The sequence below is a fragment of the Bacillus cereus group sp. BfR-BA-01331 genome (assembly GCF_022663915.1).
Classification (GTDB): Bacteria; Bacillota; Bacilli; order Bacillales; family Bacillaceae_G; genus Bacillus_A; species Bacillus_A mycoides.
On the sequence record NZ_JAKUGJ010000001.1, the window covers coordinates 103,904 to 119,313 of the forward strand.

Sequence of the window (15,410 nt, forward strand, 5' to 3'; positions counted from 1 at the left end):
TGTCGAATTGAATCGGTGGGGTGAACTTTAGTGGAAGAAAAAAAGCAACAAAATGTAACGATAAAAGGGACAAAAGATGGAATAACACTTCATTTAGATGATTGCTGTTCATTCTCTGAGCTATTAAAAGAATTGGATGAAAAGCTTTCTACACATTACTATGAGAGTGACGGACGTTCTTTAATTGAAGTGCGTGTTAAAGTAGGAAATCGCTATTTAACAGAAGTACAACAAGAAGAGATTCGTACGTTAATTCGCAATAAGAAAAACCTTGTTGTAGAATCAATCGAAAGTGATGTTATAACAAAAGCAGAAGCAATAGCTTGGAAAGAAGAAACAGAAATTGTCCCTATTTCCAAAATTGTTCGCTCTGGACAAGTGTTACATGTAAAAGGCAATTTATTATTAATTGGAGATGTTAATCCAGGCGGAACGGTTATCGCTGGGGGGAATATTTTTGTCTTGGGATCATTAAGAGGAATTGCACATGCGGGGTATGATGGAGATTCAGAAGCTGTTATTGCTGCATCTATTATGAACCCTATGCAACTCCGAATTAGTGATGTGACAATGCGGGCTCCGGAAGAGAAAGAAGACGGAGCAGAGGCGGCAGAATGTGCGTACATTAATGAGAATAATCACATTGTTGTCGATCGCCTGCAACTTCTCACTCATCTTAGACCTAATTTAACAAAGTTAGAAAGGGGAATTGTATAGCTGTGGGAGAGGCAATAGTAATTACATCTGGAAAAGGCGGAGTAGGTAAAACTACAACGTCTGCGAACATTGGTACAGCCCTTGCGTTATCTGGAAAAAAAGTGTGTTTAATTGATACAGATATCGGTTTACGCAATTTAGACGTAGTAATGGGGCTAGAAAATCGTATTGTATTTGATCTTGTTGATGTCGTTGAAGGGCGTTGTCGTTTACCTCAGGCTCTTATTAAAGATAAGCGTTTTGATGATCTTTATTTATTACCTGCAGCACAAACGAGCGATAAATCGGCGGTAACACCTGAACAAATGGATGAATTAATACAAGTATTACGTCAAGATTATGATTACATATTAATTGATTGTCCTGCGGGGATTGAGCAGGGGTTTAAAAATGCAGTAGCAGGTGCGGATAAAGCAATCGTTGTAACAACACCAGAAGTATCCTCAATGCGTGATGCGGATCGTATTATCGGGCTTTTAGAGAAAGAGGATATTGAACCACCGAAACTTGTCATTAACCGTGTGCGTAGTCATATGCTTCATGAACAGGATATGTTAGACGTTGATGAAATCGTACGTACACTGTCAATCGAGCTTCTTGGAGTTGTCGAGGATGATGATGAAGTTATTCGTGCTACGAATACAGGTGAACCTGTAGCGCTGCAACCTAGCGGAAAAGCAGCAATAGCTTATCGTAATATTGCAAGACGCTTGTTAGGTGAGAATGTACCATTACAAGCATTTGAACAAGAAAAAGTATCGGTATTTACAAAGATGAAAAATTTCTTTGGAATCCGTTAAAAGCACTTCGCATAAATGCGGAGTGCTTTCTTTTTTCTTCGCATGAATATCTTCCTTCTATAACTCATACATATGTACAAACTGTATATAACTGTTTCTATTTGAATAAGGCTAACGAAAGAAAGGAGACAGTATGAAGAATAGACGTGTGGAAGAAATTAAAAAGCGGATTGCGAAAAGGAAAGCAGAGCAAGAATTGCTAGAAGAAGAGCAGTATTTTGCGGGAGGAGATTTTGATAGCGAAACGGTCTTTATTGAAGAGGGGGAGAAGGAAATTCATCCTCTATTTCGAAAAGAAGTTTTTCTCTTCAAAGTTTTGCTATCAGCAATATTAGTTCTTTCGGTTGCTATTTTATTTAAGAACGCACCTTCTTCTTTTGATGGTACTAGAGCTGTTACAGAAAAAGTTATGCAAGAAGAATTTCAATTTGCTACTATATCGAAATGGTATGAAAATCAGTTTGGAAAACCTCTCGTGTTTTTTTCTCCAAATGAGAAAAAAGAAGAGGCTATTCAGCAAAAGGATTATGCGATTCCTGCCTCTGGAAAGGTGATGCAAGGATTTCAAAAAAACGGCCAGGGTGTATTTGTTCAAACGGCTACAAATGCAACGGTGGAGTCAGTAAATGAAGGTATAGTTGTTTTTGCGGGCAAGAAAGAGGAACTTGGAAATACAGTTCAAATTCAGCACGCTGATGGCACGGAGTCATGGTATGCAAATTTAAATGATATGTCAGTAAAATTATATGATTACGTTTCAAAGAAACAAAAAATTGGAATAGTGAGTAATGATGAAAATAATAAAAATGGCAAATTTTATTTTGCAATAAAAAAGAATGAAAAATTTATTGATCCAATTCAGGTGATTTCATTTGATTAAATATAGGGATGTTTTCACGAAAATTTCTGTGCATCCGTTGTTTTGGGTTATTATTGTCATTGGTATTTTTACAGCACGTTTTAAAGAGTTACTATTGTTATTTTGTATCGTTTTAGTTCATGAACTTGGGCATGCTTTTGCCGCAGCGTATTATAATTGGCGTATTAAACAAATTCAGCTTTTGCCGTTTGGTGGCGTAGTTGAGATGGAAGAACATGGGAACAAATCGTTAAAAGAAGAATTAATTGTCGTTATGGCGGGGCCAATTCAGCATATATGGATGATTGCGGTCGCTTACATTTTGTATAAAGCGGGCTGGGTAACTGACGATTTGTACCATTTCTTTGTATGGAATAATGTCATTATTTTAGGGTTTAATTTATTGCCTATTTGGCCACTTGATGGTGGAAAAGTATTATTTAATGTATTATCATATCGTTTTCCCTATTTACAAGCACATGAAAAGATGATGAAATTGTCATGTGTTTTTTTTAGTGTAATATTAGGATGGCAGTTACTTTGGAATAGTAATAACATTATGATGTGGGTATTACTCGTTTTTCTAGCGATTTCTTTATATCAAGAATGGAAACAAAGACGGTACGCATTTATGCGTTTTTTATTAGAGCGTTATTATGGGAATAAAAGAGATATTGAAAAAATAGCACCTATTGAGGTGAAAACGGAAGATCATTTATATACGATTTTCACAAAATTTCGCAGAGGATATAAACACTCTATTATCGTCCATGGAAAATATAAAGAGCATTACACATTGGACGAAAATGAATTGTTGTATGCGTATTTTGCTGAAAAACGAACAACCTCATCTGTTGAAGAATTAATTGGTTAGTGTTGACGACGACACTAACCTTTTATATTGTAAGGAAAAGAAATGAAAAGTGAGGAAAGAATTTTGAAGACGTTATATATTAACTACACTGGTTCGGAAAAGCGTGTTGCGATAGAAGAGAAACAAAAAATTGTAGAGCTTTTATGGAAACGGAATGAAGAGCAGGAGATTGTCGGACATATTTATGTTGGGCGTATCGTAAGAACAATTGCTGGAATGAACGCAGCCTTTGTAAATATCGGATTAGAAAAACATGCATATCTTTCATTTGATGATGTACCATCTTCATATCGCATACATGAAGGACAGGCGATACTTGTACAAGTTGTGAAAGAGGCAATTGATACGAAGGGGCCAAAATTAACGGCGAAGATAGAATTTACCGGAAAATATGTCGTTTACATGCCCTATGATGACATGCGCGCTGTTTCTCGGAAAATAAAAAATAATAAAAGAAGACAACAGTTACTGGGAATTGAAGTAGAAGGAACAGGTGGATACATTTTCCGTTCTGCTTCTGAAAAAGGAACGATCGATGAAATACAAGCTGAAATGCAAAGGTTGCAGCAGTTATATGAAGAGTTAAAAAGAAAAGAAGATCAAGGGAAGGCGCCCTTACTACTTCATCAACCAGCGACGTTTTTAGATCGTGTATTTCAGGAGAACCCAATTGAAACAATTGAAAAAATAGTTGTAGATACGAGAAGTATAGTAAAAGAATTAGAAGAAAAAGTAGGGAAAGAAAGAGTATCCTTTTATAATGAAAAATCTTCGATGTTTAACCATTTTGGAATAGATCGTGAAATCGAGAAAGCACTTCAAAAAATTGTGTGGCTACCAAATGGTGCCTATCTAATTGTAGAACAAATGGAGACGATGACTGTAATTGATGTGAATACAGGTAAATTTACTGGAAAACAAAATTTACAAGATACCGTATTTCGCACAAATGAAATGGCTGCTGAAGAGATTGCTCGTCAATTAAGACTTCGTGATATTGGCGGGATGATATTAATTGATTTTATTAATATGAAAAGACGAGAAGATAAAGAGAAGGTAAGAGAGCGTTTAACGATAGCTTTACAAGATGATCGCACATATACAAGAGTGCTTGGGTTTACAGAGTTAGGTATTTTAGAGATGACGCGTAAGCGCAAGAAACATTCGTTACGTGACGTATTATTAGAAGAGTGTGCGCCTTGTAAAGCGACAGGTTACGTTATATCTAATGAAACAATTGCGTATGAGCTAGAGAGAGAGCTTATTACTTATGGTAATATAGAGGATGAAGCTGTATTGATTGGTGCTTCAAAAAAAGTACAAAAACATTTTTCACAAAAAGAATTACAAAAAAATATTCCATTTGAAATTTATTTCAAAGATGATATTATCGAAAAGTACGCTATTATCCGTTTTGGAAGTAAGAAAGAAATTGTAGAACGGAAAAAATAGTTAGCAGAACATTCATTGACAACAGTCAATGAGTCATGGTAATATTTTTATGTTATAGTTTATAGCACCTAAACTGCTATATGCTACAACCGCACAAGACAGGTTCCCTAAAGACATTTTATGTCTACCTCGTTTTTGGCGAGTCTTAGTAATTAAGAGGAGGTGCAAGTATGTACGCAATTATCGAAACAGGTGGAAAACAAATTAAAGTTGAAGCTGGTCAAGCAATCTACATTGAAAAATTAGATGTTGAAGCTGGTGAAACTGTTACTTTTGACAAAGTTCTTTTCGTTGGTGGCGAAAACGTGAAAGTTGGTAGCCCAGTTGTAGAGGGTGCAACAGTTACTGCGAAAGTTGAAAAACAAGGTCGCGCTAAGAAAATCATCGTTTTCAAATACAAAGCGAAAAAGAACAATCGTAAGAAACAAGGTCATCGTCAACCTTACACTAAGCTAGTAGTTGAAGCTATCAACGCTTAATTCTGGTTAAGATGATTAAGATTACGATAAGTCGCACGAAACTAGGAAGTATCCGATCATTTAAAATGACTGGACATGCCAATTATGCGCCACATGGACAAGATCTTGTCTGTGCTGGAACTACAGCGGTTGTGTTTGGTTCTATAAATGCAGTGGAGGAACTTTGTAATGTGCAGGCAACTATTGAACTCGGAAGTGATGGCGGATTCTTGACGTATGAATTGCCTAATGATTTAGACGTTCATACAGCAGAAAAAGCACAAATACTTTTAGAAGGATTGGTTGTTTCACTTAAGACGATTGAACTTGATTACGGAAAGTATATCCGTTTAATAGAAAAAGTGCAGGAGGTGTAACGTATGTTAAGATTAGATCTTCAGTTTTTCGCATCTAAGAAAGGTGTAGGTAGTACAAAGAACGGTCGTGACTCTCAGTCAAAACGTCTTGGTGCTAAACGCGCAGATGGTCAAACGGTTTCAGGTGGTTCAATTCTTTACCGTCAACGCGGTACAAAAATTTATCCAGGTGTTAACGTTGGTCGTGGTGGCGATGACACTTTATACGCGAAAGTTGACGGCGTAGTACGCTTTGAGCGTCTTGGTCGTGACCGCAAACAAGTGAGCGTATATCCTGTTGCTCAAGAAGCATAAGAACTCACGGAAAACTCTAACCTGAGTGCAGGTTAGAGTTTTTCTATATTAAGGGGTATCTAAATGAATGAAAAATGGACAATTATAGATGCGTTGAGCCACTCGAGACATGATTGGCTCAATCGTTTGCAGATGGTTAAAGGAAATCTTTCCCTTGGAAAAGTGGAAGAGATTCATAGGCTCATCGATCGTTTTGTCCAAGAAGCGAGACAAGAATCCAATCTGATGGGGCTATCAATGCCTTTATTTTCAGAGTGGATTTTAACATATAATTGGAAACAGCAGCCGTGCTTATTGGAGTACGAAGTATTAGGGAAATTACATAACTTATCTCATCTAGATGAGACTGTATGTACATGGACGAATCAGTTTTTCTTAATGCTTCAGCATAGTTTAGACGTATATGTTGAAAATTATGTTTGTATCACAATTGAAAGTGACGCGGAGAATGCTCGTTTCTTTTTTGATTTTCGTGGAAAGCTAACGAATGTAGAAGAACTACAAACGTGGCTTGCGAACGAAAATGATAAATGGTATTCCATTTCTTATACAGTACGAGACGAAGAAGTCTCAGTTATATTACAACTAATCGAAAAAAGTGTGGTGAAATAATGTTTGTAGATCAGGTCAAGATATATGTAAAAGGCGGCGACGGTGGTAACGGAATGGTTGCGTATCGTCGTGAGAAGTATGTACCTAAAGGTGGCCCAGCAGGTGGCGACGGTGGTAAAGGTGCAGATGTTGTTTTTGTTGTTGAGGAAGGCTTACGTACATTAATGGACTTCCGCTACCAACGTCATTTCAAAGCTGATCGCGGTCAGCACGGAATGAGTAAAGGTCAGCACGGTCGTAAATCTGAAGATTTAATCGTAAAGGTTCCACCAGGAACAATAGTGAAAGATGAAAAAACAGGTGAAATTCTTGCCGATTTAGTAACGCATGAACAAACCGCTGTAATCGCAAGAGGTGGCCGAGGTGGCCGTGGTAATTCACGTTTCGCAACAGCGACGAACCCAGCGCCAGAAATCGCTGAGAACGGGGAACCAGGTCAAGAACGTGATGTCACGCTAGAACTTAAAGTGCTAGCAGATGTTGGACTTGTTGGATTCCCAAGTGTAGGTAAATCTACATTATTATCTGTTGTATCATCAGCGCGTCCGAAAATTGCAGAATATCACTTTACAACAATCGTTCCGAATCTTGGTGTTGTTGAAACTGGTGATAACCGCAGCTTCGTTATGGCTGACCTTCCTGGACTAATTGAAGGCGCACACTCCGGCGTTGGACTTGGACACCAATTCTTACGTCATATCGAACGTACACGTGTAATTGTGCACGTTATCGATATGTCTGGTTTAGAAGGACGTGAGCCATATGAAGATTATGTCACAATCAATAATGAACTAAAAGAATACAATATGCGTTTAACTGAGCGTCCACAAGTTGTTGTTGCAAACAAAATGGATATGCCAGATGCAGAAGAAAACTTACAAGCATTTAAAGAGAAATTGGGAGACGAAGTGAAAATTTTCCCAATCTCAGCTGTAACGAAACAAGGTGTTCGTGACTTACTATTTGAAGTAGCGAACTTATTAGAAACAACACCAGAATTCCCAATGTACGATGATGTAGAAGAATCTGAAGCAAGTGTAATGTACAAATTTGAATCTGAATCTAATTTTGAAATTACACGCGAAAGTGATGGCACATTTGTTATTTCTGGTTATGACATTGAGAAAACATTCAAGATGACAGACTTCTCACGTGATGAATCTGTACGCCGATTTGCTCGTCAAATGCGTGGAATGGGTATTGATGAAGCCCTTCGTGCACGTGGCGCAACAGACGGAGATATTGTGAAAATTCTTGAATATCAATTTGAATTTATCGATTAAGACTGCCGAAATATGGCGGTCTTTTTTTTCGTTATTTGAGTCCAGTAAAAACTAATTCGTATAGGCGAACCATAAGTCGATATAGGAAAAAATCCCCATTGATTAAAGTTTCAATTTATAATAGAAAAAGGAGTGATTTTAGAAGAATATTTTATGGGGAGAAAAGGAATATGTATAAAATATTAATTGTAGAAGATGATGAAAAAATTGCAGAGATATTAGAGGAGCATTTAGAAAGGTATGGATATCAATCTTTCAGAGTGAGCGATTTACGGCATATAAAAGATGAGTTTGTAAAAGTAAGTCCTCATCTTGTGTTACTTGATATTAATTTACCATACTTTGATGGCTTCTACTGGTGCCGCCAAATCCGCACTGTATCGAATGCGCCAATTATTTTTGTTTCTGCAAGAACAGGGGAAATGGATCAAGTAATGGCGATTGAAAATGGCGGAGATGATTACATTACAAAGCCATTCCATTTAGATATCGTAATGGCAAAGGTGAAAAGTGCACTCCGCCGCGGGTATGGTGAGTATGCTTTGGCCGCGGAAAGTGACTGCTTAGGTGTTAATGGATTGTTATTATTCCCATCACAGCACACAGTAGAGTGGAAAGGTCAACAAACGGAACTTACAAAAAATGAGTTTTATTTATTAGAATGTTTAATGAAACAAGCAAATCAATACGTGACACGTGAAGAGCTGTTAGAGGCTTTATGGGATGAAGTAGCTTTTGTTGATGATAATACATTAACCGTGAATGTAAAGCGTGTAAGGAAGAAACTTGAGGAGTTAGGCATTAAAAATGCAATTGTAACGAAACGCGGATATGGTTATGCACTTCTTACAGAGTGGGGCGAAGGGCATGAAGGTTAAAAATTACCTCATGGACCGTTTTTCTTTACTTCTTTCTTATATTATTAGCCTTTGTTTATTTGGGCTCGTTTTGCAGTTGCAAAGTCTTTTAGAAAAAAGATCCATTGATTGGAGTACGTGGTTATATGGGCTTTTATTAGGGACAGTTGTATTTACTGTATACCTCATTTACGATTATCGAAAACGAAGTGTATTTTTAAAAAGAATCGAAAAATATGTTGCTAGCGGAAATACATTACACGACTCTTTACTTATTGATACTTCTTATACGTCAGAGCAAGAAATGGTTGTTGAAGCGTTTACGCTATTAAGGCAGCAATATATGAATGAAGTTCATAAGCAGCATGCAAAAGAGCAACAGCAAATGATTTTTATGAACCAGTGGATCCATCAAATGAAAACACCAGTATCCGTTATTGAATTATTGTTACAGAAATATGGTAAGGAGCACCGTGAAGCAAGGGGAACGATTGAAAGTATTCGTGAAGAAAATAACCGTATTTTAAATGGGTTAGATTTAGCGTTACATATGGCAAGGTTAGATCAATTTTCGAAAGATTATAAAGTAGAAGTAGTAAATGTGATAGATATCATCAGGGGTATTATTAATGAAAATCGAAAATCTTTCATTCAATCGTCGGTATTTCCGAAAGTAATGTTTGATGAAGATACTTGTATGGTTGCATCTGATAGAAAATGGCTAAGTATTGCTATAGGGCAAATTGTTGTAAATGCAATTAAGTATACGAAAATTTCAGAAGCAGAGAAAAAGGAAATTCAATTTCAAATTGAAGAGAAAGACCAAAAGGTGTTACTACATATTAAGGACAATGGAATTGGTATTCCAGAGCAAGATGTAAAGCGTATATTTGACCCATTCTTTACGGGAATAAATGGCCGTAAAACGAGAGAAGCAACTGGAATGGGCTTATATATTACGAAGGAAATTTGTGATAATTTACATCACGGTATGTATGTGCAATCGGCTGAAGGGGAAGGAACAACATTCACGTTCCAATTTGCAAAAGATGAAGAATATCATACATTAATGAGAAAAATGACAAAACTGTAAGATAACAAAACGTTTTGTAAGGGAAATCACTCGTTTCTTTTTCTTATTTTTCTTATAGTAAATGTAAGAAGAAAACACATAGGGGGATTAGAAATGAGTGTTCTTGAAGTAAAAGGATTAACAAAAGTGTACCAATCAAAAGGTTCAGTAGCGACGACTGCTTTAAACGATATAAATTTTAAAATAGAAGAAGGCGAATTTGTAGGAATTATGGGGCCTTCAGGGAGCGGGAAAACAACGCTTTTAAATTTATTAGCAACAATTGATAAGCAAACTTCAGGTCATGTGCTTGTAAATGGTGAAGAAATTAATCAAATGCGTGCTGCAAAATTAGCGGAGTTTCGCCGTACACATCTAGGATTCATTTTCCAAGATTTCAACTTACTTGATACATTATCGATTAAAGAAAATATTATTTTGCCGCTTGTAATGGCGAAGAAATCTGTAAAAGAAATTGATGCGAAAGTACTTGAAATTGCGAGGTTTTTAAACATCGAAGAAATTTTAAATAAAAAAGTATACGAAGTATCAGGTGGACAACAACAACGTGCAGCAGCTGCAAGGGCGATTATTCATGAACCAACATTAATTTTAGCGGATGAGCCAACAGGAAACTTAGATTCTAAGTCAGCGAAATCATTAATGGGAGCACTTCAAGATTTGCATGAGCAAAAGAAAGTAACGATTGCAATGGTAACACATGATCCAGTAGCCGCTAGTTATTGCGAACGTATCCTTTTCATACGTGATGGAGAGATTTTTTCAGAAATACATAAAGGAAGAACGAAGCAAGCCTTTTTCCAAGAAATTTTAGACGTACTTGCGATGCTAGGAGGAGAATATCATGAACTTTCGCCAGCTCGCGCTTAATAACGTAAAAGGAAATTGGCGTAATTATAAAGCGTTTCTTATTAGTAGTTGTTTATCGATTGTCGTATTTTTCATGTATGCTTCCTTCATTTATCATCCAGATGTCGTAAGTGGTAATATTAGTATGAAGACGATGATTACAAAAGGGTTAGAATCGATGAATTATATTGTAGTCATCTTCTCAGCACTCTTTATTTTATATGCGAATTCAACGTTTTTACGAGCAAGAAAAAAAGAATTTGGCTTATTAACGTTAATAGGTGGAACGAAGTCTCAGCTAGGCCGAATGATTATATTAGAGCAACTGATGTTAGGGAGTATTGCCATTGTAGTAGGTATTGGGATTGGAATGCTTTGTTCAAAACTTTTCTTCCAAGCATTAAGTGTATTGTTGAAAATTGATAAAACACTTCCGCTTGTGTGGAATAGTAAAGCAGTTTTTATTACAGCTGGCATATATTTTATCCTCTTTTTAATACTATCATTGTTTAGTGTTTGGACAGTAGGCCGCTTGCAAATTATTGATTTATTAAGAGAGGCAAGAAAACAAAAAGTAGAACCTTTTGCATTTACATGGTTAGGGGTAGTTGGTATAGGCTGTATTATTGCTGCGTATATACTTTGTTTCCAAGTAACAATTATGAATTTCATTATGTATTTCTTACCAATTGTCGGACTGACGATTGGTGGAACGTATTTACTATTTACACAAGGAAGTACAGTCGTATTAAAAGCATTGCAAAAACGAAAACAATCTTTTTATACGTATCCAAATATGTTTGTACTTAGCAATCTTATTTATAAAATGAAAGATAATGCTCGTTTTCTATTTGTTATTTCTATTATTACGGCGGTTGTTTCTTCAGCGGTTGGTACGCTTTATGTATATTTTGAAAATATGAGTGCGAAAACGATAGAGCTTACACCGCATGCTATTTCATATGAGGAAAAGGGACTAAATACGCATAGCCTGATTAATGAAGAAAAAGAACAAGAGATTGTAAAAAAACATGGGTTTGAAGATGCACGAAAAGTAACTTACGTAAAACTACCTGCAACACAGAAAATAATGTTGTTTAACAGTGAACGTGAAGTACCAATGATGATTATTTCAGAAAAAGAATATAACGCGGAAGTGCGTAAACAAAAGAAAGAGCAAATTACAGAGGTTCATAATGCACCAGGTAGTGCGACGATGGTTATGGTTGATGCAGCAAATGAGCTTATGAAGATAGATCGTACGAAACCGTATGAATTTACAATCAACGGACAAATGCAGTCTGCTCAATTAAATGAGCCAACGTCATATTCTGTTTTTAATGATAGCGAATATCTCATTGTGAATGATCAAGATTTTGAGAAATACGAAAAGCTCGTACCAGATGAAGAAAAGACGAAATATTATGGTTATTATATTGAAGACTGGAAAAGTACGGAAGACCTTGTGCTAGATTTGAAAAAGGAAATTGCACCAGAAAAGCAAGGGGAATTGAGAAACGCAGTGTTCGCTTATAAAGATATAAGAGAAGGTGGAGCGATTACAATGTTCATCGGATTCTTCGTAGCAGTACTGTTCTTCTTCTTTGCGTGTAGCATGACATACTTTAAATGGTTTAACGATAAAGAACAAGATCGTATTCAATTTAAGTCATTAAAAAGAATTGGTATGACAGATAAAGAAATTCGTAAAATTGCAATTCGTCAGATGGGTGTTATCTTCTTTATCCCAATTTTAATCGGTACAATTCATAGTGGGTTTGCTCTTCATACGTTAGGGAAAATGCTTTATATCGATTTATGGAAATCAGGTGCGATTGTAATAGGGGCTTATATTTTAGCTTCTGCCATTTACTTTATGATCGCGCAAAGAGGATATTTAAAACATGTGAAAAGCTAGGGAAACCTCTAGCTTTTTGCCTGTGTAGTAAGGTACAGGAGGATGATAGATGAACATTCGGCAACTGGCGCTACAAAATATAAAGGGAAATTGGCGTAATTATAAAGTGTTTTTCTTAAGTAGTTGTTTTGCAATATTTGCGTCTTTTGCATACATGTCTGTCATTGTACATCCGTATATGCAAGAGACGATGTGGTATCAAAATGTACGCTGGGGACTTATCATATGTAACGTTATAATTATTTCTTTTTTCGTCATATTTATTTTGTACTCTACTTCTATTTTCATAGAAGCACGTAAGAAAGAATTAGGGTTATATATGTTAATGGGAGCGACGAAGTCTAACGTAATAGGAGTGATTATGACCGAGCAAATATTGATCGGAATTTTCGCTAATATTTTCGGTATTGGGCTTGGCATGATTTTTTTGAAACTCTTTTTTATGGTATTTAGTATGTTACTTCACCTTCCGAAAGAACTCCCTGTCATATTTGACATGAGAGCGATTGGTGTAACGTTTGTTATATATATGCTCGTCTTTGTTCTGTTATCTTTTATAAGTGCTTTACGTATATGGAATATAAAAATCATACGGTTATTAAAAGAATTTCGAACAGATAAACGAGAGAGGAAAACATCAAAGTGGCTTTGTTTATTCGGCTTTGCTTGTTTAGGAACGGGATATGCGCTAGCGCTACAAGTGACGGTGGCAACGATAGCATTATACTTTTTCCCTGTGTCTATACTTATCTTTTTTGGAACGTATTTTTCTTTTACACATGGTGTTAGCCAATTGTTAGAAGTGATAAAACGAAATAAAAAGATTATGTATACATATCCGTATTTATTTATAGTGAATCAATTGTCACATCGAATGAAGGAAAATAGTCGCTTTTTCTTTCTGTTGTCTATGGCAACAACGTTTGTCGTTACGGCGACAGGTACGGTGTTCTTATATTTTTCTAGCATGCAAGATATGTGGCGTGGCGGAGGAGTACACTCATTTTCATACATAGAAAAAGGTACTTCGGCTCATGAAGTTTTCGAGAAAGACAAGGTTGAAAACTTATTACATCAATATGGATATAATGATTTTCAATATATGAGTTTTGTTGGAGTGTATGCATCCTTTCAGTCCAATAAGGGAGAAACAGAGGTAGCACTGCTTATAAAGGAAAGTGAATACAATCAAGAGGCAAGAAAACAAAAACAGAAAATGTATTATCCTAAAAAAGGAACAGTTACACTTGTCTATTATAATAAACGCAATTATCCAAATGTATATAATCAAAAAGAGATTCAATTGCAAGTAATGAATCAAGCGTATCCATTCGCATTTAACGGTCAGAAAGAAGGGGTACAATTTAACCATCACCCTTCATACATTAATGGTCTGTTTTTTGTCATGAATGATGAAGATTTTAACAGTATAGCAAATACAATTCCGGATTCTGAAAAAATGATATATAGAGGTTACACATTACCAAATATCGAAAATACGAAAGAATTAAACGAAGATTTACGGAAACATATGAAACAAGATACAAATGATGCATTTCGAAGTAATATGGAGTTATATGTGAATATGAAAGAGTTCGGTAATCTTACTCTATTTGTAGGCTCATTCATTAGTATATTATTCTTCCTTACTTCATGTAGTATTGTATATTTTAAATGGTTTCATAATATTGCATCGGATCGAAAGCAGTACGGGGCACTCTCTAAACTTGGAATGACGAAGGAAGAAGTGTGGAAGATTTCTCGTTGGCAATTATGTATGCTATTTTTTGCACCAATTATAGTAGGGAGTATGCATAGTGCTGTTGCGTTATATACGTTTCATAATACTGTCTTTATGGACGGATCATTAAGGAAAGTGGGCTTGTTTATTCTGTTTTACATTGCTGCATGTATCATTTATTTCTTCTTTGCTCAAAGAGAATACAAGAAACATTTAGACTAGCGAATGCTAGTCTTTTTTAAATATTCGAAATTTACATAGAAGAATATTTAAAATTGTGGTATAACAGTAAGAAAACGAAAAAGAGAGGGAAAAGACGATGATTCGAGTAGGATATTTAGGACCAGAGGCAACATTTACAAATATGGCGGTGAGTCGTTTTTTTCCGGAAGCAGGGCATGTACCGTATCGAACGATTCCAGATTGTATTGATGCAGCCGCAAATGAAAACGTAGATTTCGCAGTTGTACCATTAGAGAACGCCATAGAAGGTTCAGTTAATATAACGGTTGATTATCTCGTACATGAGCAGCCGCTTTCCATTGTAGGAGAAATTACAGTGCCAATTCAGCAACATTTACTCGTACACCCGCAGTACGAAGAAGTGTGGAAAGAAGTATACGCTGTACATTCTCATCCGCATGCCATTGCACAGTGCCATAAATTTTTAAATGAGGAATTAAAAGGGGTAACCGTTCGCGATATGACATCAACAAGCGCTGCTGCGCAATATGTGAAAGAACATCCTAAAGAAAAAATTGCAGCTATTGCAAATGAAGCAGCGGCAGAAAAATACGGATTAACAATTGTAAGGCGTGATATTCATACGCATAAAAACAATCATACACGTTTCCTTGTTCTGCATAAGAAAAAGAAAGCAGTACTCCCAAATAACGGAGAAAACCGAGGAGAGAAAACGACGCTTATGATAACGTTACCTGCTGATTACGCAGGGGCACTATATCAAGTGTTATCAGCTTTCGCATGGAGAAAATTAAACTTATCAAAAATCGAATCTCGCCCGATGAAAACAGGTCTTGGAAATTACTTTTTCTTAATCGACGTCGACAAAGCATACGATGATGTATTATTGCCAGGCGTAACAATGGAACTTGAAGCACTCGGGTTTTCTGTTACTGTGCTGGGGAGCTATTCTTCTTATTGGTTGTAAGGGGAGTGTTTGTCATATTTTGTAGTTAAGTCGATATAATTTCGGTCACTAGTAT

General features: G+C 36.2%; 16 protein-coding genes and 1 other annotated feature. All 16 genes read left to right on the top strand.

Annotated features, from left to right (window positions below):
- Positions 1-30: 30 nt before the first annotated feature.
- The 16 genes from minC (at position 31) to pheA (ending at position 15,355) form a co-directional block, all read left to right on the top strand.
- A complete protein-coding gene (gene minC, locus MR155_RS00475) occupies positions 31-717 on the top strand; it encodes a septum site-determining protein MinC (protein ID WP_002015372.1) in 687 nt (228 codons plus the stop codon).
- Positions 718-719: 2 nt separating this feature from the next.
- A complete protein-coding gene (gene minD, locus MR155_RS00480) occupies positions 720-1,517 on the top strand; it encodes a septum site-determining protein MinD (protein ID WP_000503308.1) in 798 nt (265 codons plus the stop codon).
- A gap of 133 nt (positions 1,518-1,650) precedes the next feature.
- Positions 1,651-2,397, top strand: a complete 747-nt coding sequence (locus MR155_RS00485; protein WP_002034147.1) for a M23 family metallopeptidase — start codon at positions 1,651-1,653, stop codon at positions 2,395-2,397.
- Positions 2,390-3,250, top strand: coding sequence for a M50 family metallopeptidase (locus MR155_RS00490; RefSeq protein ID WP_002088816.1), 861 nt, complete (start codon positions 2,390-2,392; stop codon positions 3,248-3,250). Before MR155_RS00485 ends, MR155_RS00490 begins: the two co-directional genes overlap by 8 nt.
- A gap of 42 nt (positions 3,251-3,292) precedes the next feature.
- The gene (locus tag MR155_RS00495) at positions 3,293-4,702 is read left to right on the top strand and encodes an Rne/Rng family ribonuclease (RefSeq protein WP_242307569.1); all 1,410 of its coding nucleotides are present in this window, start codon (positions 3,293-3,295) and stop codon (positions 4,700-4,702) included.
- A 77-nt stretch (positions 4,703-4,779) separates the two neighbouring features.
- Positions 4,780-4,858 (top strand) — a sequence feature (ribosomal protein L21 leader region).
- 14 nt (positions 4,859-4,872) lie between these two features.
- Positions 4,873-5,181, top strand: coding sequence for a 50S ribosomal protein L21 (gene rplU, locus MR155_RS00500; protein WP_000270907.1), 309 nt, complete (start codon positions 4,873-4,875; stop codon positions 5,179-5,181).
- A gap of 11 nt (positions 5,182-5,192) precedes the next feature.
- Positions 5,193-5,537 carry a ribosomal-processing cysteine protease Prp gene (locus MR155_RS00505; protein ID WP_002138477.1) on the top strand — a complete coding sequence of 115 codons (345 nt, stop codon included), beginning with the start codon at positions 5,193-5,195 and terminating at the stop codon, positions 5,535-5,537.
- Positions 5,538-5,540: 3 nt separating this feature from the next.
- Positions 5,541-5,831 carry a 50S ribosomal protein L27 gene (gene rpmA, locus MR155_RS00510; RefSeq protein ID WP_000944957.1) on the top strand — a complete coding sequence of 97 codons (291 nt, stop codon included), beginning with the start codon at positions 5,541-5,543 and terminating at the stop codon, positions 5,829-5,831.
- Positions 5,832-5,894: 63 nt separating this feature from the next.
- The gene (locus MR155_RS00515) at positions 5,895-6,443 is read left to right on the top strand and encodes a sporulation initiation phosphotransferase B (protein ID WP_242307572.1); all 549 of its coding nucleotides are present in this window, start codon (positions 5,895-5,897) and stop codon (positions 6,441-6,443) included.
- A complete protein-coding gene (obgE, locus tag MR155_RS00520; protein ID WP_002015378.1) occupies positions 6,443-7,726 on the top strand; it encodes a GTPase ObgE in 1,284 nt (427 codons plus the stop codon). The genes MR155_RS00515 and obgE overlap by 1 nt, the downstream gene beginning before the upstream one ends.
- A 170-nt stretch (positions 7,727-7,896) precedes the next feature.
- Positions 7,897-8,604: a response regulator transcription factor gene (locus MR155_RS00525; protein WP_002034150.1), complete on the top strand. Its 708-nt coding sequence runs from the start codon at positions 7,897-7,899 to the stop codon at positions 8,602-8,604.
- The gene (locus MR155_RS00530; protein WP_219303590.1) at positions 8,594-9,676 is read left to right on the top strand and encodes a HAMP domain-containing histidine kinase; all 1,083 of its coding nucleotides are present in this window, start codon (positions 8,594-8,596) and stop codon (positions 9,674-9,676) included. Before MR155_RS00525 ends, MR155_RS00530 begins: the two co-directional genes overlap by 11 nt.
- Positions 9,677-9,769: 93 nt before the next feature.
- Positions 9,770-10,546: an ABC transporter ATP-binding protein gene (locus tag MR155_RS00535; protein WP_002015381.1), complete on the top strand. Its 777-nt coding sequence runs from the start codon at positions 9,770-9,772 to the stop codon at positions 10,544-10,546.
- Positions 10,521-12,443, top strand: coding sequence for an ABC transporter permease (locus MR155_RS00540; protein ID WP_242307574.1), 1,923 nt, complete (start codon positions 10,521-10,523; stop codon positions 12,441-12,443). Before MR155_RS00535 ends, MR155_RS00540 begins: the two co-directional genes overlap by 26 nt.
- Before the next feature lie 49 nt (positions 12,444-12,492).
- Complete coding sequence (locus tag MR155_RS00545) at positions 12,493-14,406, top strand: ABC transporter permease (RefSeq protein ID WP_242307577.1); 1,914 nt, start codon at positions 12,493-12,495, stop codon at positions 14,404-14,406.
- A gap of 97 nt (positions 14,407-14,503) precedes the next feature.
- On the top strand, positions 14,504-15,355 hold the full coding sequence (gene pheA / locus MR155_RS00550; RefSeq protein WP_242307580.1) for a prephenate dehydratase: 852 nt from the start codon (positions 14,504-14,506) through the stop codon (positions 15,353-15,355).
- Positions 15,356-15,410: the final 55 nt, after the last annotated feature.